Annotated in this window: 17 protein-coding genes; 12 read left to right on the top strand and 5 right to left on the bottom strand. The window is 68.8% G+C overall.

Annotated features, from left to right (window positions below):
• Positions 1–40: 40 nt before the first annotated feature.
• Complete coding sequence (locus KEG38_RS15155; protein WP_272420159.1) at positions 41–1,135, bottom strand: isoaspartyl peptidase/L-asparaginase family protein; 1,095 nt, start codon at positions 1,133–1,135, stop codon at positions 41–43.
• Positions 1,136–1,329: 194 nt separating this feature from the next.
• Here KEG38_RS15155 and KEG38_RS15150 point away from each other — a divergent pair, with 194 nt between their 5' ends.
• The 7 genes from KEG38_RS15150 to KEG38_RS15120 all read left to right on the top strand — a co-directional run bounded on the left by KEG38_RS15150 (position 1,330) and on the right by KEG38_RS15120 (position 10,303).
• Entirely contained in the window at positions 1,330–2,217 is an 888-nt protein-coding gene (locus tag KEG38_RS15150; RefSeq protein ID WP_272420158.1) for a hypothetical protein, read from the top strand.
• The gene (locus tag KEG38_RS15145) at positions 2,214–2,795 is read left to right on the top strand and encodes an RNA polymerase sigma factor (protein ID WP_272420157.1); all 582 of its coding nucleotides are present in this window, start codon (positions 2,214–2,216) and stop codon (positions 2,793–2,795) included. Before KEG38_RS15150 ends, KEG38_RS15145 begins: the two co-directional genes overlap by 4 nt.
• Positions 2,796–2,815: 20 nt before the next feature.
• Positions 2,816–3,988: a FecR domain-containing protein gene (locus tag KEG38_RS15140; RefSeq protein ID WP_272420156.1), complete on the top strand. Its 1,173-nt coding sequence runs from the start codon at positions 2,816–2,818 to the stop codon at positions 3,986–3,988.
• A gap of 284 nt (positions 3,989–4,272) precedes the next feature.
• Positions 4,273–5,589 carry an inositol-3-phosphate synthase gene (locus KEG38_RS15135; RefSeq protein ID WP_272420155.1) on the top strand — a complete coding sequence of 439 codons (1,317 nt, stop codon included), beginning with the start codon at positions 4,273–4,275 and terminating at the stop codon, positions 5,587–5,589.
• Positions 5,590–5,617: 28 nt separating this feature from the next.
• Positions 5,618–6,547 (top strand): phosphatase PAP2 family protein, encoded by a 930-nt coding sequence (locus tag KEG38_RS15130; protein ID WP_272420154.1) that lies wholly within the window; start codon positions 5,618–5,620, stop codon positions 6,545–6,547.
• Complete coding sequence (locus KEG38_RS15125) at positions 6,544–7,812, top strand: GtrA family protein (protein WP_272420153.1); 1,269 nt, start codon at positions 6,544–6,546, stop codon at positions 7,810–7,812. The genes KEG38_RS15130 and KEG38_RS15125 overlap by 4 nt, the downstream gene beginning before the upstream one ends.
• On the top strand, positions 7,796–10,303 hold the full coding sequence (locus KEG38_RS15120; RefSeq protein WP_272420152.1) for an efflux RND transporter permease subunit: 2,508 nt from the start codon (positions 7,796–7,798) through the stop codon (positions 10,301–10,303). Before KEG38_RS15125 ends, KEG38_RS15120 begins: the two co-directional genes overlap by 17 nt.
• 88 nt (positions 10,304–10,391) lie before the next feature.
• On the opposite strand, the gene KEG38_RS15115 is transcribed toward KEG38_RS15120, so the two are convergent.
• Positions 10,392–10,625 carry a hypothetical protein gene (locus KEG38_RS15115; protein ID WP_272420151.1) on the bottom strand — a complete coding sequence of 78 codons (234 nt, stop codon included), beginning with the start codon at positions 10,623–10,625 and terminating at the stop codon, positions 10,392–10,394.
• Between the two features lie 784 nt (positions 10,626–11,409).
• On the opposite strand from KEG38_RS15115, the gene KEG38_RS15110 reads away from it, so the two are divergent.
• Positions 11,410–12,672: a PAS domain-containing protein gene (locus KEG38_RS15110; RefSeq protein ID WP_272420150.1), complete on the top strand. Its 1,263-nt coding sequence runs from the start codon at positions 11,410–11,412 to the stop codon at positions 12,670–12,672.
• Here the strand turns inward: KEG38_RS15110 and KEG38_RS15105 are convergent.
• Both KEG38_RS15105 and KEG38_RS15100 read right to left on the bottom strand, forming a co-directional pair.
• Entirely contained in the window at positions 12,667–15,870 is a 3,204-nt protein-coding gene (locus tag KEG38_RS15105; protein ID WP_272420149.1) for a serine/threonine-protein kinase, read from the bottom strand. The two genes, KEG38_RS15110 and KEG38_RS15105, sit on opposite strands and share 6 nt — an antisense overlap.
• A gap of 45 nt (positions 15,871–15,915) precedes the next feature.
• Entirely contained in the window at positions 15,916–16,569 is a 654-nt protein-coding gene (locus KEG38_RS15100) for a hypothetical protein (RefSeq protein WP_272420148.1), read from the bottom strand.
• Positions 16,570–16,810: 241 nt separating this feature from the next.
• Between KEG38_RS15100 and KEG38_RS15095 the strand changes: the two genes are divergently transcribed.
• Positions 16,811–18,826 carry a caspase family protein gene (locus KEG38_RS15095; protein WP_272420147.1) on the top strand — a complete coding sequence of 672 codons (2,016 nt, stop codon included), beginning with the start codon at positions 16,811–16,813 and terminating at the stop codon, positions 18,824–18,826.
• 12 nt (positions 18,827–18,838) lie between these two features.
• Here KEG38_RS15095 and KEG38_RS15090 read toward each other — a convergent pair whose 3' ends face one another.
• Entirely contained in the window at positions 18,839–19,318 is a 480-nt protein-coding gene (locus KEG38_RS15090) for a hypothetical protein (protein ID WP_272420146.1), read from the bottom strand.
• Between the two features lie 259 nt (positions 19,319–19,577).
• Between KEG38_RS15090 and KEG38_RS15085 the strand changes: the two genes are divergently transcribed.
• From KEG38_RS15085 to KEG38_RS15075, 3 genes are all read left to right on the top strand, one after another.
• Positions 19,578–21,269 (top strand): sigma 54-interacting transcriptional regulator, encoded by a 1,692-nt coding sequence (locus KEG38_RS15085; protein ID WP_272420145.1) that lies wholly within the window; start codon positions 19,578–19,580, stop codon positions 21,267–21,269.
• A 201-nt stretch (positions 21,270–21,470) separates the two neighbouring features.
• The gene (locus KEG38_RS15080; protein WP_272420144.1) at positions 21,471–22,241 is read left to right on the top strand and encodes a hypothetical protein; all 771 of its coding nucleotides are present in this window, start codon (positions 21,471–21,473) and stop codon (positions 22,239–22,241) included.
• Positions 22,242–22,363: 122 nt separating this feature from the next.
• Entirely contained in the window at positions 22,364–24,049 is a 1,686-nt protein-coding gene (locus tag KEG38_RS15075) for a helix-turn-helix domain-containing protein (RefSeq protein WP_272420143.1), read from the top strand.
• Positions 24,050–24,065 lie beyond the last annotated feature (16 nt).

The following is a 24,065-nucleotide window of genomic DNA, read 5'->3' as shown; positions in this document are numbered from 1 at the left end:
CGCTCCTGCACGGTTGTCTCGGCTCGCTTGCTCATGGGGCTCACGGATCCCGGAAAATCGCCACCGATGCGATCCCGTCCGCTCCCATGGTTCCGCGGTACATCCCCTTCGAATTGAACGGCATGGCCACGTTTCCCTGTGCGTCCATGGCGATGATGCCTCCCTCGCCCCCGGCCTTCACCAGGATGTCCATGACCACCCGATCCGCCGCCGCCCCGAGCCCCATTCCCGAATACTCGACCCGGGCGCACACGTCGCGAGCCACCGTGTACCGGATGAAATATTCCCCGTGCCCCGTCGCGGACACCGCGCAGCCCTCGTCCGCGTACGTCCCCGCGCCGATGATCGGCGAATCCCCGACGCGCCCGAACCGCTTGTTCGTCATCCCGCCCGTCGACGTCCCCGCCGCGAGGTGGCCCGCCTGGTCGAGCGCCACCGCGCCGACCGTGCCGAATTTGGAATCACGCCCCGCGGGGCTCTCCCAGAAGCTCTGTGGTTTGCCCTGCTGCGGCGGCGGAGGCGCCTTTTTCTCCGCCGCGAGGGCGCGCTGGAGCGCCTGCCAGCGCTCCTCCGTGTAGAAATAACTCTCGGGCACGAGCGCGAGCCCCTCTTGCTCGGCGAAGCGCTCGGCGCCCTCGCCAATCATCATCACGTGTGGTGATTTCTCCATCACGGCGCGCGCGAGCGCGATGGGGTTTCGCACGTGGCGTAGCCCCGCCACCGCGCCCGCCTCGCGCGTGTGGCCGTTCATGAGGGCCGCGTCGAGCTCGTTCGTGCCGTCGTGCGTGAAGACCGCGCCCTTGCCGGCATTGAAGAGGGGCGAATCCTCGAGGATACGAATGGCCGCCGTGACGGCGTCCAGGCTGCTGCCGCCCTTCGCGAGGATCCCGTGCCCTGCCTCGAGCGACGCCGTGAGAACCGCGCGTGTCTCGGCCTCGCGTTCGGGGGAGAGCGAGGCGCGATCCAGGACGCCCGCGCCTCCGTGAATGACGATTCCCCAGCGAGGCGCGGGGCGGGGGACGTCGGTTTTTTCGACGTCCGAGCGAGGGGTCGGCAAAACCGGCGAGCAGCCGAGCGACGTGAACAGGGCGCACATGGCAATGGCCGCGAGGGCGCGGCGGCAAACAGCAGGCATGCGTGGGTCTACACCATTCCCTACATATATGCAGCCACGGATCGGCCGGCGCCTGCGAGAGGGCCAGGACACGAATACCGCGGTTTTTCCAATGTATGGAAGGGGACCCCGCTTGACCCGGCTCCCACGCCCGTGCGATTTTTCTCCGAAGGGTCCGCCGACGAGCGGGCAAGGAGGGGTGGAGTCCTCGCCTCTTGACGCTGCGCACGACGTTCCTCGGCCTGACCCTCTCGGCGATGCTCCCCACTGCGGCGAGCGCGGCGCCCCCGCAGCCATGTACGCCGGCGCGCCTCGGGGCAAACGTCTCCGCCCAGCCTGAGGCATGGCGACGCGCCGTCGAGGACCTGGTCGCGGCGACCGGCACAGCGGGGCAGCCCTGGAGCTGTGTGGGCGGCGAGGTCGATCTGGTCGTCAGCACGGACGTGGCTCAGGTGACCGTCGTCGACGCGGACGGGCATACCGTCACGCGCGAGGTCGAGTCGCCGGACGAAGTCGGGCCGCTCGGCGAGGCGCTCCTCGCCAAGCCGCTGCCTCCGAGCCCCGAGACGCCTTCCACGCCGCAGAAGGATCCGCAGCCACGCGAACCGCGTGTGCTCTTGGGCATTGCCGTCGGGCCCCGGTACGCGGGGCCGGCGCATCGGATCTGGGGTGGGGTGACCCTCTCGGCAGCGGTGCCCTTCCGATCGTGGGGGGGTGGGGTTTGGATCCGTCAAGATGGTTTTTCAATGTCGTTTGTCGAGGGGCTGCCGCAGACGGCGGAGCTATGCATTGGCGCCTCGGCATTTCGCTCTTTTACCGTGGGATCCATCGAGCTCAGGCCCGCGCTTCGGCCTTCCCTCGCAGTGGTGTCGAGCGTGGTGCCGGAGGAGGAGCTCGAAGGCGACAAGAAGTTCGACCAGGATACGCGGCTTTATTTCCGGCTCGGCCTGGAGACGCAGGTCGTCGTCCCGATCTCCGGCGCGTTCCGTGCCGTGATCGCCGTCGACGGCGAAGTCGCGCCGAGCGGGCGCGCGTGGGCGTCGGTGCCTTTCCCGGGCTACACGCTCGGCCTCGGGGTCGGGCTCGAGGTGGCGATTCCATGACGACGCTCGCCCCCAAGCGTCTCTCGAATGCCCCCGCTCTCAGCGACGCGGAGCTGCTCGTTGCAATCGCCCAAGGCGAGCTCGGGCCGCTGGGCATTCTCTTCGATCGTTACCACGAACCCGTTCGCCAGTTCCTCCTGCGCGCCGCGCCCAATGCCTCGGACGTCGACGATCTCGTGCAGGAGACGTTTCTCACGGCGACCCGCGCGGCCGCCTCGTTCGACGGGCGTGCCTCGGCATTGCCTTTTTTGATGGGCATCGCCGTGCAGCTCCTCCGGCGGCGCAAGCGCACGTTCGCGCGGCTGCGCGCGCTCTACGATGCCTTTTGCGCGGCCCCCACGGCGTCTCGGCCGAGCCCGGAGGAGCACGTGAACCAGGCCGAGGAGGAGGCGCTCCTGCAGGCGGCCATCGCGCGCCTCTCCGACGAGAAGCGGATCGTGCTGGTGATGGTCGAATACAATGGCATGTCCGGTCCCGAGGTCGCGCAGATCCTCGGCACGCCGGTCGGCACGGTCTGGCGGCGCCTGCACGAGGCGCGGGCCGAGCTTCGGCGAACGCTGGAAAGGGGGATGCGATGACGTCTACGGGCTGCCCGTGGATGAATCTCGTAGAGGCCCTGCGTGACGGGCGGCTCGGCCCGCAGGAGGCGGCGTCGATGGAGCGCCATCTCAAAGGCTGCGCCGTGTGCACGGGCCTCGCGCGCGACCTCCATCGAATCGGAGATGCCGTACGCGCGCCACGCGATCGGGTGACGCCGCTTTCGCACCAGCGCGCGCGTGTGGGCATTCTGGAGCGCGCGACGGCGCTCCCGACCCCAGGTGCCTCGTTCGAAAAGACGCGGCTTCTGCTCGCGGCGGCGACGCTGACCATGGCGGTGGCGCTCGGATTTTTCGGCGGGAAGTGGAGCGCCGCGACAAACCGGATCGAAGCCGCGCAGCACATGACCGCGCCGCCGCGCCTGCAAGGGGCGTCCGAGCCGCAGTTGCGCCCGTCGGACGATGCCCGCTTCACGCGCAATCGAAGCGCGGGGCTCGACGAGGTGATCCTCGAGGACGGCGCCCTCGATGTGGCGCAAAATCAGCTCGGCGCGGGGGAGCGGTTCGTCGTGCGCACGAAAGACGCGCAAATCGAGGTCCGCGCGACCACGTTTCGGGTCGAGGCAAAGGAGGGCCGGATCCTCCGCGTGGCCGTGGAGCAAGGCACGGCCGAGGTCCAGTATGCGGGATTCACGGCGGTGATTCCGGCAGGTGGATCCTGGCGGGCGACGGACGAGGCGTTCGAAAAGGAAAAACCCGTCGAGAAGGCCGCGCCGGACACCACGTCGTCCGCGGTCGTCCCGAGCGCGCCTGCCAAAGAGAAAACGTCGTCGCGCGCCGCGGTCGTGCGCGGAAACGGACGACCGCCCGAGCGCTTCCCGGAAGCCCCGAGCGAATCTGCCTCGGAAGAGAGCCCCGAGGCAGCGACGCCGCCTTCCGCGCCTACGTTCGTGCCTCCGCCGCCGGCGCGCGTCCCTTCGGCCGCGTCGCGCGCGTTTGCCGACGCGATGGATTCACTCCGTCGGGGCGATTACGCCGCCGGCGCCGACAAGTTCGAGTGGTTCGTCTCGACGTACCCGGCGGATGCGCGGGCGGACGAGGCGGATTATCTGCGAGCCGTCGCACTCCAGCGCGCGGGCCGTACCGCAGAGGCCGTTGCCGCTGCCAAGCGATACCTCGCCACGCGGCCGAAGGGGGCGCATCGCGCCGATGCGCAACGCATGGCAGGAAACTGACGCGGCTTTTTGGCGAAGGGTTCGGCGCGGAGCGGGCAAGGAGGTGGGCGGGGGGAGACGGACGAGGCGACCCACATGTCGAGCAAGCGCCCTGAAGGTCATCCACTCTGCCTGCTGGTTCGTGGTCCAAATGCATGGCCTCGTCGGAGGGATCGAACGGCTCGTCGGATCGAAGTCCCCGGGCCCCGGCCGCGCGTGCATCTTGCGCACCGAGAACTTCGGCAAACCACCCGCCTGAAATCGAACGTGCCTGGCTGCGCCGCTGCCAAGGATCGAGGAGAGCCGTGAGAGAACGCCCGCAGACGATTCGCCCCGCCACCGGCAAGCTCGCCGTATTGCTTCCCGGCCTCGGCGCCGTGGCCACCACCTTCATCGCCGGCGTGCTCCTCGCCCGCAAGGGGCTCGAAAAGCCGATCGGCTCGCTCACGCAAATGGGCACCATTCGCCTCGGCAAACGCACCGAGGACCGCTCCCCGCTCGTCCGCGAGGCCTTCCCCTTGGCATCGCTCGACGACCTCGTGTTCGGCGCCTGGGACATTTTTCCCGATAACGCGCTCGAGGTCGCGCGGCACGCGGAGGTGCTCGAAGCGCGGCACATCGACGCGGTCGCCGCGGAGCTTGCGCAGATCGAGCCCATGCGCGGCGCCTTTTACCCGGAATACGTGCGCCGCCTCCACGGCACGCACGTCAAGGCGGCCCGGTCCAAGGCGGAGATGGTCGAGCAGGTCCGTGAAGACATCCGGCAGTTTGTCCGCCGCCATGGGGCCGAGCGCGCCGTGGCGATCTGGTGCGGCAGCACCGAGGTCTTCATCGCCCCCGGCGCGGTGCACCAGAGCATTGCGGCGTTCGAGGCGGGCCTCGCCGCGGACGATCCGAGCATTTCGAGCTCCCAGATCTATGCCTGGGCCTGCCTCAAGGAGCGGGTCCCCTTCGCGAACGGGGCGCCCAATCTCTGCGTCGATTTCCCCGCCGCTTGGCAGCTCGCGCGGGAGATGGGCGTGCCCATCGCGGGCAAGGACTTCAAGACGGGACAAACGCTCATGAAGACCATCCTCGCCCCGGGGCTCAAGGCCCGCAGCTTGGGATTGCAGGGGTGGTTCTCCACCAACATCCTCGGCAATCGTGACGGCGAGGTGCTCGACGACCCGAACAGCTTCAAGACGAAGGAGGTCTCCAAGCTCGGCGTGCTCGAGCAGATCCTCCAGCCCCAGCGGTATCCGGACCTTTATGGCGAGATCTACCACAAGGTCCGTATCGAGTATTACCCGCCGCGCGGCGATGCCAAGGAGGGCTGGGACAACCTCGATATCTTCGGGTGGCTCGGTTACCCGATGCAGATAAAGGTCAACTTCCTCTGCCGGGACTCGATCCTCGCGGCGCCCATCGTGCTCGATCTGGCGCTTTTGCTCGACCTCGCGGCGCGCGCGTCGATGCGCGGGACGCAGGAGTGGCTGAGCTTCTATTTCAAGAGCCCGATGACGGCGCCGGAGCTCTACCCGGAGCACGACCTCTTCATCCAATCGATGAAGCTCAAGAACACGCTGCGGTGGATGATCGGCGAGGAGCTCATCACCCACCTCGGCAACGAGTACTACGACTGATCCCGTCGGTGACGTGGCGAGGCGAGCGATGAAGCTGCGGCCGAGGGGCGACGGGAGCACGTGGGCGTGGGCGTCCCTCGGGGGCGCCCCGCTCCTGCTCCTGCTGATCCATACGACGCTGGGGCTCCGGCCCGAGCATTTCGTCTTCGTGGGCATGTTCGTGGCCCTCGTCTGGACCGGGCCGCGCGCGCGGCGCTTCGCGGCGATCGCCGCGCCCTTCGTGTTCACCGGGCTCGCCTACGATTTCCTGCGCCTGTTCATCCACCTGCGCGGGGAGATCCACGTGGCCGATCTTTTCGAGGCCGAGCGCGCGCTCTTCGGCGTGAGCACGAGCGCGGGGAAGGTGCCGATTTCGGAGCTCGTCGCGCATGCGACGCACCCGGCGCTCGATGCGCTCACCGGCGTCGTGTACCTCCTCTATCTGATCCAGGTCTTCGCGGTCGGGGCGTACCTGTATTTTCGTGATCAGGAGCGCATGCAGCGGCTTTCGTGGGGGTTCGCGGCCGCGAGCCTGCTCGGCTGGATCATCTGGATCGCCTGGCCCGCGGCGCCGCCTTGGTACGTCGACCTTTACGGCGCAGGTCCCGCCGTGCTCGACGCGCCCTCGAATCCGGCGGGGGGGGCGCGCTTCGACGCCCTGTTCGGCGTCCACATCTTCCACGCGTTTTATGCCCGCAGCTCCAACGTGTTCGGGGCCATGCCCTCGCTGCACGTAGGGTATGCCGTGCTGCCTGCGCTCGCCTCGTGGTCGCTGGGCGGCCGGCTGCGCGTGTTCACCATTGCTTGGGCCGCGCTCATGGCGTTCTCCGCCATGTACCTCCGGCACCATTACATCCTCGACATCCTTGCCGGCGCCGCGGTGGCCCTCGCCGCCGATCGCGCGGTCCTCTTCGCGCAACGCGCATTGCTCGATCCGGCGCCACGCAAGGGCGGCGCCGCCCCGGAGGTCTCGGTATGAACCCGCTCTCCGACTTGCTTACCGGCAGCCTCTCGGCCGCCCAGCGCATCTGGACCGCGGCCGCGCCTGCGCTGCTGCTCATCGCGTACGCGCTGATCGGCCTCGCCGCCTATGCGGTGCGCACCCTGGCCTTTGGCCGCTTCCACGACGAGGAGGCCGACGGCCGCGGGCTCGGCGGGCTCACCACCGCGCGTGCGCGCCACTTCTTCGCCTGGCTGATGCGCCCGTTCTGGCAGGGGCTCGCCGCCGCCGGGGTGCCTGCCAACGCCATCACCACACTGGCGGTGGGCCTCGCGGCGGGCGGGGGCGTCGCCATCGCGGCGGGCCGCTTCGCGCTGGGCGGATGGCTCTACGTCAGCGCGGGCGCGCTCGATTACCTGGACGGGCGGGTCGCGCGCGCCACCGGGCAGGCCTCGCCAAGCGGCGCCGCGCTCGACTCGGTCCTCGATCGCTACTGCGAGTCGGCCGTGCTCGTGGGCCTCGCCTGGTACTACCGCGAGAGCTGGGTGCTCTTGCCCTGCTTGTTCGCGCTCACCGGCTCGCTCTTCGTCCCGTACGTGCGCGCCCGCGGCGAGGCGCTCGGCGCCACCATGAAGGACGTGGGCTTCATGCAGCGCGCCGAGCGCATCCTCGTGCTCGGCCTCTCGGTCGCGCTGAGCCCCATCCTGGAGGCCATCGTCTCGCCGGAGGACCCGCGCCCGCCGCACTGGATCGCGGCCGCCGGCGTCACCCTCATCGCGCTCACCTCGCACGCGACCGCGTTCCAGCGGCTCGCCTTCCTGGTCCGCGCGCTCGGCGGCAAGTTGCCACGCGACGACCGCCGGGCGCTGCCGCGCGCCATCGCCGTGAGCGCGCTCGCCACGGCGCTCGACTTCGTGGTGGTGCAGGTGCTCGTAATCGGGACCGGCGCGCCGCCGCCGCTCGCCACGGGCGCGGGTTGCGTCGCGGGTGGGGTCGTGGCCTTCACCCTCTCGCGCGCGTGGGCCTTCGAGGCCGACGCCGGCCCGCGAGCCAGCCAGGCCGCGCGTTTCGTGTTCGTCTCCGGTTCGAGCGCTGCCCTCAACGCCGGCGGCGTCGCCGTGCTCCTCCTCTTGCCCTCCATGGACGACCGCATCGCGTGGGCTCTCACGCGCCTCGTCGTCTTCGCGACCTGGAACTACCCGCTGCTGCGCAACCACGTGTTCCCGGTCGCGCCCGCCGCGAACGAAACGAACGACGCGGTTCCCCTGAGTGGCCCGAGGGAGCGTGATGTCAGCCGCGCCTGATCACGACGGAGACGCGCGCCTCGGCTCCGTGCCCGCCGCCATCCGCGCCGTCCTCGCGCGCGTGGCGGTGGCCGCCTTTCGACACGCCGCCCTCGCCATCGTGCTGGTCGCCCTCGCCGCCGCGCTCGGCACCTGGTCCGCCGGCCGGCTCAAGCTCGACCCCGACATCACCCAGCTCCTGCCGCCGAGCTACCCGAGCGTACAAGGCATCGAGGCGCTGCGGGCGCGCTTCGGCGGGGTGGGGTACGTGGTGCTCCTCGTCGAGGGCGGGGATCAGGCCGCGCGGCGGCGCTTCGCGGACGAGATCGCGCCCCGCCTCGAAAAGCTCGAGACGGTGCAGTACGTCGATCACCGCTTCCCGGCGGAGTTTTTCGAAGATCGTGGCCTCTACTTCGCGGACCCGGCCGACCTCACGGCGCTCCGGGATCGCCTCGCGGCGCGCCAGCGCTGGGAGATCGAGCGCTCCTACATCGACCTCGACGACGAGCCGCCTCCGGTCGAGGTCGCGGACCTCGAAGCCAAGTACCGCAAGCGCCTCGAAGACAACGGCGGCGCGCGGCGCGGGCCGTACCACGAGGACGAGACCGGCAGCACCCTGGCCATCCTCGTCCGCCCGACCCGACTGGCCTCCGACCTCACCTTCGCGAAGCAGGTCGTCGCCGACGTCGAGCGCGTGCTCCGCGAGGCCGAGCCCACGGCCTACGCGCCGGACCTCCGCGTCGAGCTCACTGGCCGGTACCCGAAGCGTGTCGACCTCCAGGCGGTGCTCGGGAGCGACCTCGCGCTGACCTCCGCGCTCGCGCTCGGCCTGGTCGTCGCCTACCTGGCCTTCCATTTTCGACGCCTGCTCGCCATCGGCCTGGTGCTCGCGCCGCTCTACGCGGGCCTCGCGCTGGCGTACGGCGCCGCGGGCGCGCTCTTCGGAACGCTCAACATCCTCACCGCCTTCATCGGCGCCATCCTGGTCGGCATCGGCATGGACCACGGCGTCCACCTCCTCGGCCGCTACGAGGAGGAGCGTCGCGCCGGCGTGGCCGAGGAGGAGGCGATCCGTCGCGCCTTCGGCGAGGCCGGTCGCGTCTCGCTCGCCGCCGCGCTGACCACCGCCGCGGCGTTCTGCTGCCTCACCTGGACCGACTTCCGCGCCTTCCGCGAGTTCGGCCTACTCGCCGCGCTGGGCACGCTCCTCGTCCTGCTCGCCTACCTGACGTTGCTTCCCGCGCTGCTCGGCGTGCTCGCGCGCCACGCTCCACGCCTCTCGCCCGTGCGCGCCGGCGTGGCGCTCCCCGGCGTGCGCTTCATGCACCGCGCGGCCCCGGCGCTCTTCGGCGGCCTCCTCGTCGCGTGCGCCCTCGCGCTCACCCAGCTCCCCCACGCCCGCTTCGACGCCGACTTCTCCCACCTCGACGACGCCGACCTGCCGAGCTTCCGCCGCGACCGCGAGGTGAACGCGTTGCTCGGCCGCTCGCAGACTCCACTCGTGGTGCTCGCCCGCAGCGAGGTCGAGGCGCGTGACGTCTCCGCCGCCGTGCGCGCGCGCATGACTGCGCTTGGCCCCGACGCCACCATCGGCCTGACCGCCACGCGCGCCGACTTGCTCCCGGCGGGCCAGGAGGCGAAGCGCCCGCTTCTGCGCGAGATCGCCAAGATCACCTCCCGGATCCGCCCCGAGAGCCTCGACGAGGAAACGCGCGGCCGACTCGAGCGCCTCCGGCGCATGGCCGCGGCCGAGCCCTTCGGCCCTGCCGACCTACCGCCCGCGCTGCGCCATACCTTCGAGCCCAAGCCCGGCGCCGACCCCGTGCACTTCGTGCTGCTCTACCCCACGGTGAGCATGGCCGACGCCGCCGCGATCAAGCGGCTCGCGGCGCAGCTCCGCCGCATCGATCTGCCTGGCGGCGAGGTGCGCGCGGCCGCCGGCGAGCCGATGGTGCTCGCCGACATGCTCGAGACGATCGAGCGCGACGCCCCGCGTATCCTCGTGACCACCGGCGTGCTCGTCTTCCTTGTACTGTACTTTACTCTCGGCCGTCTCCGGCTCGCGCTGCTCGCGCTCGGGCCGGCTCTGCTCTGCCTTGTGGTGACGATCGCGCTGCTCCCCGTCTTCGGCGCCGAGCTGAATTACTTGAACATGATCGTGCTGCCGATCCTTCTCGGGATCGGCGTGGACGACGGCGCGCACCTGCTCGCGCGCGTGGACGCGGGCGAGTCGCTCGAAAAAGTGTGGCAACACACTGGTTGGGACGTCGCCGGCGCCATTCTCACCGACGGCTTTGGCTTTGGCGTGCTCGCGCTGGCGACGCACCCGGGCCTTGCCAGCGTTGGCAAGCTGTCGCTGCTTGGCCTCGGCGTGAACCTCGTCGCCTGTGTGGTGCTGCTCCCGGCCTTGCTCGCGCTGCTCCCCTCCTGGAAGGCGCTGCCCCGCGTCGCCGACGCCGCCGAACGCCCTTCCGAGCCCTCGGCGGCGCCGCCTCGGCAAGCCGGGTCCTGACCCTCACGAAAGCGTTCCAAAGCGTCGAGCCCGCCACCGGCGGGGACCGGTGCGGGCTTCGACGTCGCGGCTATGCTTGCAAGGTCGCTCAGACGAGCATCAGCTCGCGCTCGGACCCATCCTCGTATCGAACCAGGAGCTTGCCCTTGTCTTCGCGCGCCGTGGTGAGCAGCGCGTCATACAGGGTCAGCGCCCGCCGAATCACCTCGGTGAGGCTGTCCGCCTCGCTCATTTCCTGCACGCGCTCGAGCCGCTCTCGCACGCGCTTGGGAACTTCCAGGTTGAGCCGAACTTTTTCGTCTTTGCTGGCCATTCTCGCCATGTCTTTTCCCTCGTGCAATGGCCTCGACGAACACGAAGGACACTGCCATTGCTAGAATGCCGCCATAGGGCAACAAGCAGGTCGTCCTCGAGACCCCCAGGATGACGTAGGCGATGACGGAAATCACGATCACCAAGCAGGCCGGCCCGAACCGCGCCGCCATCCGCAAGGCAATCGAGATCGTTCCCTGACGGGTCGTCGGCATTCCTACGAGCTCGTCGTAAAAGCCTTTCGCCTCCTGCAACCTCCGCTCTATGTCGCGGCTCTCGCCCATGACTGACCTCTGCCCGGACGACGAGGTCAGCCTCTCTTGGCTTCACCCGTAGTCCGTGTCCCCGCGTTTCAATTTCTTGCGCCCCGTACTCTCCCTCCCGTCGATCCCGAGCGAGAATACTCCCCCCGTCATGCTTTGCTTCATGGTCCATTCCTCGTGCTCGGATACATCCTCGATCTCGCAGCGAGATCCGTCCGCGTGTATTTCCAGCTCCCGTGACGACCGATGACATGATCACACCCTGCCGGCAGAGAGCGCGTGGCTCTCGCGACGATGACGTATCGATGACGGGTAAATACGTAGGCCATGCGTACCGTCAAGCGCCGATGGGTCACGAAGAAATTCTGCACGCAGAAATGAGGTGGCGGCCGCGCAAACACACCCGCGAGGGTTGGCTGTGCGGGCCCTTCCAATGACGGATGCCTCGCCAGCACAAGGGCAACGCACTCGCGATCTACGCTCTGTCGCGTCGGGAAAGGGCCTGGTAAAGTCATCATCTCGGGAGATGTGATGACGAAAGAGACGGAAACCGTCGAGAGGTTGACGGTCGAGAATGATGCGCTGCGCAAGCGCGTGGCCGAGCTCGAGGAGACCGTCCGGCAACGAGATCGGGTCATGCAGACGGTCATCGACCACATCCCGGCGCTCATCTTCGTGATGGATCTCGAGGACACGTACAGTCACACCAACCAATCCTGCGCGATTTTCATGGGCCGGAAGGAGGTCTCCGAGATCGTCGGGCACAACGCCAGGGAGTTCTTTCCTCCCGAGGTATTCGATTCCTGGCGGGAGAACAATCGCCTCGTCGCCGCGAAGGGCGAAGCCATCGTGGCAGAGGAATCTGGCCCGAGGGAAGACGGCATTCACTTCTACCAATCCATCAAGTTCCCCGTACGCGACAGCGAGGGGACCATTCGCTGGATCGGCGGCATCGCCACGAACGTGACGGCCGAGCGCCGGGCCGACGCGCGGCTGCGCGAGAGCCAGGCGCACGCACAGGCCATGCTCGACGCGTCGACGGACCTGCTCCTGCTCGTGGACCTCGAGGGCGTGGTCGTCGTGGCCAATCAGGCGGCCGCGGGGCGGCTTGGATGCACCCCGGCGGAGGTGGCCGGGATGCGCGACGTGTTCCCGCTCGACGAGCCAGCCCGTCGGGCCTCTTTGGTGGAGGAGATACGGCGCACGGGCACGCCTGCGCACTTCGACGCCGCGCGTGACGACCGCTGGTTCGAGGTGACCGCGTATCCGGTGCAGAGCGGTGACGGACCACTCGCGCGCCTCGCGATTTATGGGCGCGACGTGACCGAACAGAGGCGCGCCGCGCAGGAGCAGCGGCGGCTCCAGGAGCAGGTCATCGAGGCGCAGCGCCTGGCCATCCAGGAGATCGGGACGCCGCTCGTCCCGCTCACGAACGCGGCGGTGGCCATTCCGCTGATCGGGGCCATCGACGAGGTGCGCGCCGCGCATTTCGTGGAGACGATGCTGCGCGGGGTGGAGGAGCGCGGGGCGCATATCGTCGTCGTCGACGTGACCGGCGTGAATACGGTCGACACGCACGTGGCCGAGGTGCTCGTGCGCGCCGCGCGGGCGGCGAAGCTGCTCGGCGCGGAGGTGATCATGACGGGAATCCGGCCTGCCGTAGCCCAGGCGCTGGTCGAGCTCGGCGCCGATCTCGGCGGCGTGGTGACGCTCGCGTCGCTGCAGGACGGCATTGCCTACGCGGTGCGAGGAAAAGGACGGGCGTCCTCGCCTCGGCGCGGCGTCAGCTCATAACGACTCGCCCGGCCTCTCGACCGCTCCCTCCAGCGACTCGTTCACGGAAAGCACATCCATCCACCGATCCCAATTCGCCCTCGGGATGTCGCGCACGAGCCCCGCGACGGCATCCTGCCATCGACCTCTCATGGCAGGAAACACGCGACCGAGCAGGCCGAGCGCCTGGATTCCGAGGCCAGGGCCTTTGCATGCCACCGCCCGCTCCGCGAGCATCTCCACCTCTCCCACGTCCGCGGTCTCGCCGCATGCGATGGCGAGCGCGCGGGCCAGCATCGTCGCGAAGGGCCGTCCCATCCCGTGCCATACCGAAGCCGCCCGCTTCGCGAGCGCCGCGCCCTCGCCCTGCATTCCCGCGCGCATGGCCGCTGCGGCCTCGTTCAGACAAACCAGCGCTTCCAGGTCCAGCGCTCCTACACGGGCAATGGCGTCCACGAACTCGAGATCGGGACCCGGAAGCGTCCCCATTCGATATCGAGCCGCGCGAATCAACCATTCGGCGCGCCCTTCCCAGTAGGGGTCTCGGCATTGCGCTGCGAGCTCCCGCGCCTCCGTGGCGCGCTCGGCTGCCTCGGCGTGGCGAAATGCTTCCAGCAATGCGGAAGCGCTGTTGAGCATCAACGAAATGCGCCCCGTCTTCCACGGCTCGAGCGTCGCGGCCTGGGCATGGAGTGCCGCTGCTTCCTGAAAACGACCCTCGTGGTATCGCTGGAGCGCGCGCCCCTCGGCGAGGCTGAGCCGAGCGAGCGGATGAGCGCTCTCCTCCGCCCATGTCTCCACCTCCTCGAGCACCTCTGCGAGGAGCGAAGCCGACGCGCGTGCCGCCACCGCCGTGATGCGTATTCGATGCCGTCGCCGCTCGAGCTCCGGATCCTGGAACGGTTCGATGTCGTCCGCCATTTCGAGGGCATTGAGCCCGGCTGCGCACGGTGCAGCGAGCGCCGCGCGGAGCAAAGATTCGAGCCGCTCGAGCCCCGCACCGCGTGCATGTGCGCGCGTGAGCTCGTAGAGCACACGATCGAGCGCGCGCGGTGTGTACTGCGCGAAGGCGATCTTCGCCCATGTCGACAGGATTTCCACTTCTTCTTGTGCGGCGCCCTGTTCACGCGCTGCGCGGAGACCTTCGGCGAGCGCCGCCGCCGCGGCGCCCAGATCTCCTTCGACCGCGTATCGCCACGCGGCGACGGCTGCGTCTCGCGCGGCGTCTCGGGCGAGCCCCGCGGAGAGCAGGTGATGGAGCCGTCCCTCGTCGCCGGGCTCGAGGACGGCGGCGATGGCTCGATGCGCCTCTGCGCGTTGCTGCTCGTTCCAGGGCAAATCCACGCGCCCGCGCCCCTCGAAGCATTCGTGCCCGCGGCGCTTGGCTGCCCCGAGCGTCACGAGCGAATCACAAGCTGCCTCGATGCGCCAGGGCGCATATTGCATGACATGCGCGAGCTGCAAAATGGTCATGGGGCGACCGGCGAGCGAGAGCCAGCGCAGCGCCTCCTCGGCGTGCAACGTCTCGTCGAGGCCTTGCGCCGTCGTGGTCGCGCTCGGAATCACCACGAGCCCCGCGTCGAGCCGGCTCAGGGCGTCACGATCGACCGCGAAAAGCGGGCCCTCGCGGCGAGCGAGGCCGAGCCGCGTCCACGTGAGGAGCTCCGCCTCGATGCGCGCGGGAAGCCCGTCGGTCCGCGCCCACAACGCCCGCGCTGCGTCCTTCCGCAGATGAAATAGTTTGTCGGGGCCAGCGAAAAGCGGCGCGAGCGCGGCTTCATCGAGCGGCGGCACCTCCACGATCTCGCCTTCCGATATTCCGGAAGGCCGCGACGCGAAGGCGCGGACGATCACGCCCGGGCCCTTTCGATGCCGCGCAAGGATCGTTGCGGACCAGGGGTCGAGTTGCTCTGCGTCGTCGGCGAAGAGGACGGTTCGTTCGCCGAGTGCCCTCGACAGCGCGTCGTTTGCCCACGCGAGCACGCCTTCGAGCCGCAGCTCGGCTTCCCCGGGGGGTTCCCCCAGGAAGGGGAGGACACTTCCGAGCGGCGCCCGGGAAGGACGCGTCCACAGCACGGACCGACCTCCGGCCGCGAGCGCATCGGCCGCCTCGTGCATGCAACGCGATCGTCCCGAGCCGCGCGGGCCGATGATATCGACGGAGCGCCCTGCCTGCACGGCACCGACGACCTCGTGCACGGTACTTCGGCTCCCGAGCCACGGGAGCGTTGCGGAAGCGTTCATCGATTCGCCTCGAAGCGCTGCCAGCACCTCCGCAGCAGAGCCGAATCGATCCTCGATTCGTGTGGCGAGCAATCGATCGATGACCCGAGCCACGACGGCAGGCAGATCCGGAGCGAGCTCTTGCACGTGCAGTGCCGGCTTCATGAGGCGGGCACGCAGCATCGAAGGGACGTCCGGCGCTTCGTGGGGCACGCGGCCCGTGAGCGATTCGTAGAGCATCACGCCGATGGCGTACAGGTCCGTCCGCGCATCCACGGTACGACCGAGGATCTGCTCGGGCGCGACATAAAGCGGCGTGCCGACGAGCTGCCCGGCGCCCGTCAGGCGTTCGGAGCCCGTCGCCTGAAGCTGGGAAATGCCGAAGTCGAGCACGACGGGGCGCCCGTCGGGACGCACGAGGACATTTTCGGGCTTGAGGTCCCTGTGCACGACGCCGGCGGCGTGGACGTGCGAGAGGGCCGCAAGGAGCGCGAGCGTCGGACCCGCGAGGGTTTGCCATGCCATGCGGCGAGGCGTACCGGGGGGCTTCTCCGTGCCCGGGAACGGCCGGCCTTCGACGAGCTCCATCGCGAGGAAAGGCCTCCCGTCCGCGACGCCATCGTCGATGAGCCGCACGACGCCGGGAAAACGCAGCATGCGCAGCGTCGTGATCTCGCGCCGGATCCGGGCCAGCATGGATCCGTGGGCCACGCGCATCCACTTGAGTGCGACGCGCTCGCCGAGGATGCGATCGTCGGCGGCCCAGACGTCGCCGTGTGCGCCGCCGCCGATGCGTCGGACGAGCGTATAACGACCCTCGAGGATGCGTCCCGGTTCGTCGACGTTCGAGGCGTCGTCTTCGGAATGCTCTGGCGGATCGGCGGGGCAGGTGGACTCTATCAGCGCCGATTCTTCGGCCCGAGCCGCGACAAACGAGGCCTCCTCGAGAGGCTCGTTCTCCGTGTGCGTCGCGGCTGCATCGACCCCCGCCGGCATGCCCCGAGGGTACTTGCCTCGGGCGGTCGATGCAACGGGGGCCTGTCAGGGCGCGAAGGGCGTCGCGGAGCCGTGGTAGTTGGCGCAGCCGGTGATGACGAACGTGCTACCGGTGCTCCACGTCCTGTTGCTGTGCTCGACGAACGCATCGAGCGAGGAAGCTTCCTCCGTGCCGACGGTGACGGTGGTGGTACCCCTGCTGCCTGCCGGCTGATAACGCGCCGGCAGCGACCAGTACTCGATGCTCGATGCTTGCGTCAACCCGCGGACGACGAACGCACGGCCGCGCCAATTTTCCTGAAGCACGTCGGCGACCTTGCCCGTGTAATCGAGCTGATAGTTGCTCCCGGGGAGTTCGGGGAACGTGGGTTTGGGAAGCTGCGAGACGGACGGGATCTGCGCCCAGGTCACGCCGTCGTACGTTTCGCCGTGCCGATACACGTCGGCCTGCGCCCAAACGTAAAATCCGTTGGGCCTCCAAAGGCTGGGCACGTTCGCCTGCCAGTCCGCGAGGGACCAGGTTGCCATGGCGGGGGCGGGCGGCCGGATCTCGAGCTCGTTCTGCGGGTGCCGGAACAAAAGCCAGCGCTGGAGCTGTCCCTTGCCGCTTTCCACGGTGAATGCGTACCCGAGGAGCTCCCCCGTATTTCGATCGACGATCTCGGAAGCGCCGAGATCGAGCAGGCCCGTCGTCGTCATGTCCATCTCCTGTTCGGCACGTGGTCGCGTCTGCATCCCGCGGCGTGTCTGAATGGCCCATCATGCAGCGTTCGTGCCTGGATTGTCACCCAGGAACGCGGTCTGCGCGGCCCCGGCTGACGCGTCAGAGGTTGACGTTTGACGTGTCAGCGATGTCAATGTGTGTCAACGCACTGCGGATTGACGCAGCCTCCTCCTTTACGAGAGGCTCGTCCTTTGCTTCCATCGAACACAAATGACCGTGTTCGACCGAACGCGAGCGGGTGACGCCAGCGAGGCATCCCCCCGCTTCCACGTCCTGCTCGTCGGCATCGATGCCTATCCACGCGTCGATCCGCTCTACGGCTGCGTCAACGATGTCGACGCCTTGGAGGCGCTCCTCCTCGACCGACTCTCGGTCCCGGCCGATTCGATCACGAAGCTCGTCGCGCCTCATCCAGGGTCGTCGAGGCGACCGCGCCTTCCGGAAGGCGAACCGACGTCGGAGAACCTTCGCGCCGCGCTCGAAGCGCTCGCAGGGGAGGGGGTTCGTCCGGGCGATCGTGTCTTCATCCATTATTCGGGCCACGGCACGCAGGTGCTCCCGCGGGGCACGCGGACCGCGCGCGAGGCGCTCGTCCCGGTCGACGCGCTCGCGGGCGGGGAGCTCTTGTTCGACCACTGGATCAATGACGTCTTGCGCCGCATCGCCGCGCGGACGGACGATCTCACCGTCGTCCTCGATTGCTGCTGTTCTGCGGGCGCGACGCGCAGCGCGTGGCGCCCACGGGAGAGCGCGGTTCGGTTTTGCTCGATCGAAGAGCTGCAGATGCTCCCCTCGGTCTCCTCGCGGAGTGGCGGCGAGGCCCGCGCGGGGCTCTTCGCATCCTTCGATCCTTCGGATCCAGGCTTCTTGGTCGTCGCATCCGCACAATCGGGTGAAGCCGCCAGCGAGGGGAAAACCGCGGGCGGGGTTCGTCACGGCGCATTCACCGCGGGGCTGCTCGACCTGCTCGCCGCGGAGTCCGACGAGAGGCTCCGCGTCCTGCGATGGGCAGATCTCTGGCAGAACCTCCGCGCGCGGGTCACGTCTGCATTTCCGGGCCAGCATCCGTGTCTCCTCGGTCGGTCCGAGCGGCGCCTGTTCGGGGGGCCATTTCGGAGGCAGGATCCCGGGTATGCGATCACCCGGGAAGGCGAGCGTTATCGTATCCACGCGGGCACGATGGTAGGGCTCACAGCGGGGGCCAAGGTCGCCGTGTACGGGCCGAGCCCGGAGTTTTTCCCGCCGCTCCATTCCCCGGAGGATCGCGCCGCTCGGCGCGGGCTCCTGCAGGTCGAGAGCGCGACCGCGTCATCGGCGCTGGCCTCGTCCGTGGGAGCCGCATTCGTCCTTGACGAGGCGGCGCGGGGACGCCTCGTGGCACCCGGGAAAGGCGACGCCTTGGTCGTGGGGCTCGACCCGTTCGACGCCGATCTTTCGCGATGGCTTTCGGCGGAGGCGTCGCTCTTTTCGGTCGCGGCCGTCTCTGCACATGGCGAGCGCGAGGTGGAGGCGGTCGTGGGGCGCGCGCCGGATGGGCGTTTCTGGATCGGAGACGACGTGCACGGGTTCGGGGCAGGTGCATCCGGGGACCAGGCGCCGCTCGCCTGGGTGCCGGCAGGGGATCGCGCGGCGCTCGTCCAAGGGCTTTTGCATCATGCACGATACAAGTTGCCGCTGCGCCTCGTGCGCCGATGTCGTGATTGGCCGGGCGTGCTGCGCGTGCGGGTGCTCGACGCGCGGGACGTGGGGAGGCTCGATCTGGAAGAGCTCGCGGACCCGCCGCTCCCCGAGGCGGAGCCGGACCCGGACGGGCGGTATCGTTATCGATTGCTCGACGGGCAGCCGGTGTGTTTTTCCGTGGAGAATCGTTCGAGCGAGCCGATGTATGCGCAGGTGCTCAATTGCGCGTCGAGCGGGAGGGTGGAGATCCTCGGGACGACGCAGCTCGAGATTGCGCCGTGGCGGCGGCAGACGTTCTGGATGAGCGGGCACCTCGGGCGAGCGTTTCCGTGCAGGGTATCGGCCGGGCGGGAATCCAATGTGGACCGGCTGGTCGTCGTGGGGACGGCGTCGCCGGAGGTGGATCTGCGCTTCTTGCGGGTCAAAGAATCGTTCGCGGAGGCGATCGGCAGGTCGACGAGGGAAATGATGCCGGACGAGGAAGCGCCGGCGGAGCGATGGACGGCGACGCTCGTGACGGTGGAGATCGTGCGGGGCATTGGAGGGCCGTAGGCCGAGAGCGGCTCAGTACGTGACCGTCGCGTTCACACCCAAAAACTTGTCATTCTTCTGAATCGCCGCCGTCGGCAGCACGGTAAAGCTCACCTCATTGCTCTTCGACCTTGGGCTCGCGGCGTAGACCGACCTGCCCCATGTCGCGAAGCCCCACGCCATCAGCGGAACTCCGATCGCCGCCGGCAGGAAGACGCCCAGGCAGTATGCGGCCCCGCCCCTTTCGCAATCCTCTGCGCCGATGGCGATGTTCGCGATGCCGTAGCCGGTGAGCACGGTGCCGATCGTGCCGGCGACGTTTCCAGGATGATCGATGTCCGTGACGCTCTGGAGCGCAATCGAATCATTTCCCGCCCGGGTCTCGACCATGAGGATGCCGTCGTCGGCGGCGACGATCTTCCCCTCGATCTCGGGCTCGTTGAACCGCGAAATGGTGGCGGTCGTACCGCAGCCCGTCGCCAGCGCGGCGAAGGAGGCACAGAGGAGCATCATCGGGTTGCGAATGTCGTGGAGCATAAAACCTCTCGAAGAACGGGGCTGTCGTTGCGACCATCCCCCTGAGCAGCTTCCGTGCCTGGCAGGTCGCGATGGTTTTTCGGGCCCGAGCACCACGAGGAGGCGCGTCCAGTGATTGCTGACGCGTTCGTGGACGGACCTGACAGCGGAGGGGCGGGCTGACGCGTCAGAGATGGCGTGAGGGCTCCTCTTCCCCTTGCCCCCGCCGCACGCCCCGTCTTACCATCGGCGGTGCATGCCTCCTGGCAGGAATACCGGATTCAACCGCACCACCCTCGTGGGCCGTGGCACCGCCACCGCATCCGGCGACGACGCTCCCGCCCTTGCGTTGACCATCCTCTACCACCCCGTCCTCGAGCGCGTCGGTGATCGCGTCCTCATCGACGACTCTCCCGGTCGGCCCTTCGCCCTCTCCCGCGCCGAGCCTGTGTTCGCGCCTCCTTCCACCCCCGGTGAAGGCGAGCCCCTCGGCGACGAGCATCTCAGCCGCAAACCCATCCACTTCACGGCCGCCCCCGACGGCGGCCTGCGCATCGATGTCGGCGACAGCAGCACCGCGTTGAATCTACGTGGCCAGCGGCTCCTCGGCAGCGCCATGCTCTCGGCCAAGGAGCTCGCCCGCGGGGTCGTGCTCGAACTCGGCCATCGGATTGTCCTTCTCGCACATCACGCGGGCACATCCGAGTACGTCCTCGACGGCGGCGCGGACGACGATGCTCGCGAGCTCGCCGGCGCGAGCGACGGCCTCCGCCGTGTGCTCTGGGACATCCGCAGCATTGCCGACCTCGATCTGCCGGTCCTGCTTCGTGGGGAGACCGGCAGCGGCAAGGAGCTCGTCGCCCGCGCGATTCACCGGGCGAGCCTGCGGCGTGACAAGCCGTTCGTCCCGGTCAACCTGGGCGCCATTCCGCCATCGCTCGCCGTCGCTGAGCTTTTTGGCGCGGAGAAGGGCGCGTACACCGGAGCGGAGAAGCGTCGGGTTGGGTATTTCGAGCAGGCGCACGGCGGCACGCTCTTCCTCGACGAGATTGGCGAGGCTCCGGTCGAGCTCCAGGTCGCGCTCTTGCGCACGCTGGAGACGGGGGAGATCCAGACCGTGGGCTCCACGCAGCTCCGGAAAACCGACGTGCGTGTCGTCGCCGCGACGGACGCCGATCTCGAAGGAAAGGTCGCGACGGGTTCGTTTCGCGCGCCGCTGCTCAACCGACTCGCGGCGTACGAGATATGGATCCCGCCGCTGCGCGACCGTCGGGACGACATCGGGCGCCTCCTCGTGCGGTTTTTGCGCGAGGAGCTCACGGAGATCGGGGAATCGCACCGCCTCGCGCTTCCGGCCGGCGACGCGAAGCCGTGGCTCCCCGCGTCTCTCGTCGCGCGCCTCGCCGAGTACGACTGGCCGGGCAACGTGCGGCAGCTCCGGAACGTCGTTCGGCAGCTCGTCATCGGCAATCGTGGACGCAATCGCGCAGAGATGACGCCTGCCGTCGAGCGGCTTCTCGTGAGACAACCTCCGCGCGAGGCGGAAAACCCGCGGCCCATCGAGCCGGCGCTGCCGGATCCTCCACAAGTCCACGTCCCCGATCCGCCGCCGGCCGCCGCCAAGGCCCCGAACGACGATTCCTCGTCTGCTTCACGACTTCCCGCTCGGCGAAGGCCCGCCGACGTCACCGAGGCCGAGCTCCGCGAGACCTTGCGCATGTGTCGCTGGGATCTCGCCGCCACCGCGGAGAAACTCGGCATTTCGCGGGCATCTCTGTACCTGCTCATCGAGCGATTCCCCGGGTTTCGCACCGCGGGTGACCTCACGGAGCAGGAGATCGCCCAATGCCACCGTGAGCTCGGCGGTGATCTCCCGCGGATGGCGGAGCGGCTCGAGGTCTCCGAGCGGGCGCTCTTGCGCCGCGTGCGCGAGCTCGGCCTCACCTGACTCCACGCGTCCGCGCGCGCTGACGCGACAATCTTCCCCGACAGACGTCCATTTCGGCTCCTGACGCGTCAGCGCCAGGCGTCAGGGCTGTCGCGCGCACGAAAAGGGACGGCGGCGTGCCCGGCAGGGCTGGCACGGTCGCTGCACATAGGAGGGATACGCGGTCGCAACCACGGCCGAGCCAAAAATAGGAGTCCAGCCATGAACAATGCACATTCGATCTTCGCCGTCCGTTTCTTCTCCGTGGCCCTCGTCGCCGGCAGCTTCGTGATGGCCGGGTGTGTGGCCTCCTCGGAGTCCGAGGAAGCTGCCGAAAGCGTCGAGCAGGCGCTCATCGACGAGAGCGGGGCGCTGTCCATCCCCGGGCAGAACGAAATGCAACTGGAGCGGGCGGGTGATTCCCTCGCGCTCGTGCCCAATGCGGCGTGGAAGGAGCTCGCTCCGGGCGTCTGGGAGAACGGGGAGCAGGAAGGCGCAGGCCGCATCATCGCCGGCGCCGAGGGGCACAAATGGGCGATCGAGCAAGCCGAAAAGGAGCTCTCGGAGCTCCAGGCGCGGAGCGCCTCGCAGGCGGACGAGGATCCCGCGGTGAACGACGAGATCGAGCGTCTCCAGGCGCAGCTTGCGAACCTCCAGGAGACCGCGAAGAACATCGCGGCCGCCCCTGCGTCGCTGACGGTCTCGTGCAACATCGGGTTTTATACCGGCCCGAGCTCGCCCGTCTCGGGTTCTTACGGCGCGGCGGCGCTCGCGCAGGTCTCGTGCACCGGCGGCTGTGAGATGTTCACGATTTCGGCGCAAGCCTGCACGAACTTCGGCTGCTCGCCGGTCTATTCCTCGTCGCGCTTCGTCTGCTCGACCCCGTGGACCTATGGCGTGACGCAGAGCGGCACCTACGGCGCGAGCTGCTCGTCCGCGGCGTCCGTCTCGCCTCCGGGCATCATGTCATCCTGGAGCGGTTTTTGCGGCTGATGCACGGCCTCCGTGCAATGGGGGACCGCGGGCGCCCGAGGTTCGGGCTTCCGCGGTCCCCCACGAAGCGGTTGCGCGCGCCGCCCGTCTCGACGACGATGTGCCTTCCATTCGAGGGCCCCTTGAACGAACTCCAGCTCTTCCTCGCCCACGCCGACGATCAACGCCCCGTCCTCGACGGCGGCCTCCCGCTCGCCGCGACCCTCGACGCGCCCGGGCTCGACGCGCCGCCCGAGGTTCTGCGGCGCGTGGCCAACGTCCACGCGCCGTCGGACGCGCTTCCGGAGCAGCGCTGGGCCCTTGTCGCCCCCAAAGGCCCGGCGGGCGATCGCCTGCTCTCGCTCCTCGCGCCGCTCCGAAAAAAGCGTGAGGAAGAACAGGGGGAAGAGGCGCTCGTGTACCGCGTCGAACCCGGAATGGATCCCGTCGCGGCCGGGGCCTGGATTCAAAAAGAATATCGCGACGCCGTTCGTCGGCGCGAGGTAGAGCGGCCTCGATATCTCCTCCTGCTTGGAGGCCCCGAGCTCATCTCGTGGGACCTCCAACGGATGCTCTGCGGCGAGGCGTTCGTCGGTCGACTCGCATTCAGGGACGACCTTGGATACGAGGCCTACGTCGACAAGGCGCTCCGCTGGGCGGATGTGATGGAGGCCCCGCGCGCGCGGGCCCTTTATCATGCGGTGCTGGACGGCACGCGGGCGATGCAGGAGGGAGATCGTCACCTCGTGCAGCCGAGCCTCGCGATCGCGCGGCAGGGCCAGGCCGCGGGCACGTTCGACGCCGATGAAATCGTCGAGATCCCGACGGATCCCGCGGGCACCACGCTCGACCTGTCGAGCGCCGCCGGCGTCTTGCTCCGCGAGGCGGCACGCACGCGCGGCGGGATGCTCTTCACCATGAGCCACGGCGCGGGGATCCCGAAGGCGGGATGGCGATCCCTCGAGGAGCAATACGCCCACCAAGGCGCGATGGTCCTCGGCCGCGAGGGGGACCTCCTCACGGCAAACGACATTCGTCGCGGCCCGTTTTTGCCCGGCGGCGTCTGGTTCATGTTCGCTTGTTATGGTGCCGGTACCCCTTCGCGCAGCGCGTATTTCCCTTGGCTGAGCAGGCTCCACGAGCTCGGCGTCATCGGGAGCGCCGCGGACGAGGTGCTTGCCGCATTGCCCCGAGGCGGCGATTCGCCCTTCGTCGCGGCCCTGCCGCAGGCCGCGCTCGCGAATCCCGACGGTCCACTCGGCGTGGTGGGGCACGTGGATCTCGCATGGACCTGGAGCTTTCTCGACTACGACATCGAGGGCGGAGCCTTCGTCCCGAAGAGCCGCGCCGAGCGCTTCCAGGGGATCCTGCAGGCCTTCGTGAACGGGCATCGGTTCGGCGTCGCGCACCACGAGCTCGCGCGGTTCTTTCGTTCGGTGAGCACGGAGGTCACGATTTTCGATGAGGAGCACGCTCATCGGGCGAGCCTTTCCTCCGATTTCGTGGAGGACCAGGCGAGCCGGGTACGTCGTGCCAACCTCTGGATGCAACGACAGGATCTTTCGGCGTACGTGCTCCTCGGCGACCCGGCCGCGCGGCTTCCCATTGCGCGATGCCCCGCGGGCATTCGACATGCGGCGCCAGGAGGAGCGGCATCGAGGAGCACGGAGGAGAGCGTTCGCAGGGAAGACGCTGTGCTCGCGGTGCTGCGGGGCATGGCGACCGCGGCGACGGTGGCCTCACGGATGGGCGTGTCGCGCGACGAGGTCGAGCGCTGGGTAGCGACCTTCGTGGACGCGGGCCGCGCGGCGCTCGCCCGAATGCGGTGATGGTGGGGTCAGTCTT

Source organism: Polyangium jinanense (assembly GCF_028435265.1).
In the GTDB taxonomy this organism is placed as follows: Bacteria; Myxococcota_A; Polyangia; order Polyangiales; family Polyangiaceae; genus Polyangium; species Polyangium jinanense.
The sequence above is the reverse complement of the archived record's forward strand: the minus strand, read 5'-3'. Positions and strand labels throughout refer to the sequence as shown.

Bases quoted from the DNA above. Each gene is read 5' to 3' on its own strand.
- KEG38_RS15155 (WP_272420159.1), bottom strand. From the start codon at position 1,135: ATGCCTGCTGTTTGCCGCCGCGCCCTCGCGGCCATTGCCATGTGCGCC.
- KEG38_RS15145 (WP_272420157.1), top strand. From the start codon at position 2,214: ATGACGACGCTCGCCCCCAAGCGTCTCTCGAATGCCCCCGCTCTCAGC.
- KEG38_RS15140 (WP_272420156.1), top strand. From the start codon at position 2,816: ATGAATCTCGTAGAGGCCCTGCGTGACGGGCGGCTCGGCCCGCAGGAG.
- KEG38_RS15130 (WP_272420154.1), top strand. From the start codon at position 5,618: ATGAAGCTGCGGCCGAGGGGCGACGGGAGCACGTGGGCGTGGGCGTCC.
- KEG38_RS15125 (WP_272420153.1), top strand. From the start codon at position 6,544: ATGAACCCGCTCTCCGACTTGCTTACCGGCAGCCTCTCGGCCGCCCAG.
- KEG38_RS15120 (WP_272420152.1), top strand. From the start codon at position 7,796: ATGTCAGCCGCGCCTGATCACGACGGAGACGCGCGCCTCGGCTCCGTG.
- KEG38_RS15115 (WP_272420151.1), bottom strand. From the start codon at position 10,625: ATGGCGAGAATGGCCAGCAAAGACGAAAAAGTTCGGCTCAACCTGGAA.
- KEG38_RS15110 (WP_272420150.1), top strand. From the start codon at position 11,410: ATGACGAAAGAGACGGAAACCGTCGAGAGGTTGACGGTCGAGAATGAT.
- KEG38_RS15105 (WP_272420149.1), bottom strand. From the start codon at position 15,870: ATGCCGGCGGGGGTCGATGCAGCCGCGACGCACACGGAGAACGAGCCT.
- KEG38_RS15100 (WP_272420148.1), bottom strand. From the start codon at position 16,569: ATGACGACGACGGGCCTGCTCGATCTCGGCGCTTCCGAGATCGTCGAT.
- KEG38_RS15090 (WP_272420146.1), bottom strand. From the start codon at position 19,318: ATGATGCTCCTCTGTGCCTCCTTCGCCGCGCTGGCGACGGGCTGCGGT.
- KEG38_RS15085 (WP_272420145.1), top strand. From the start codon at position 19,578: ATGCCTCCTGGCAGGAATACCGGATTCAACCGCACCACCCTCGTGGGC.
- KEG38_RS15080 (WP_272420144.1), top strand. From the start codon at position 21,471: ATGAACAATGCACATTCGATCTTCGCCGTCCGTTTCTTCTCCGTGGCC.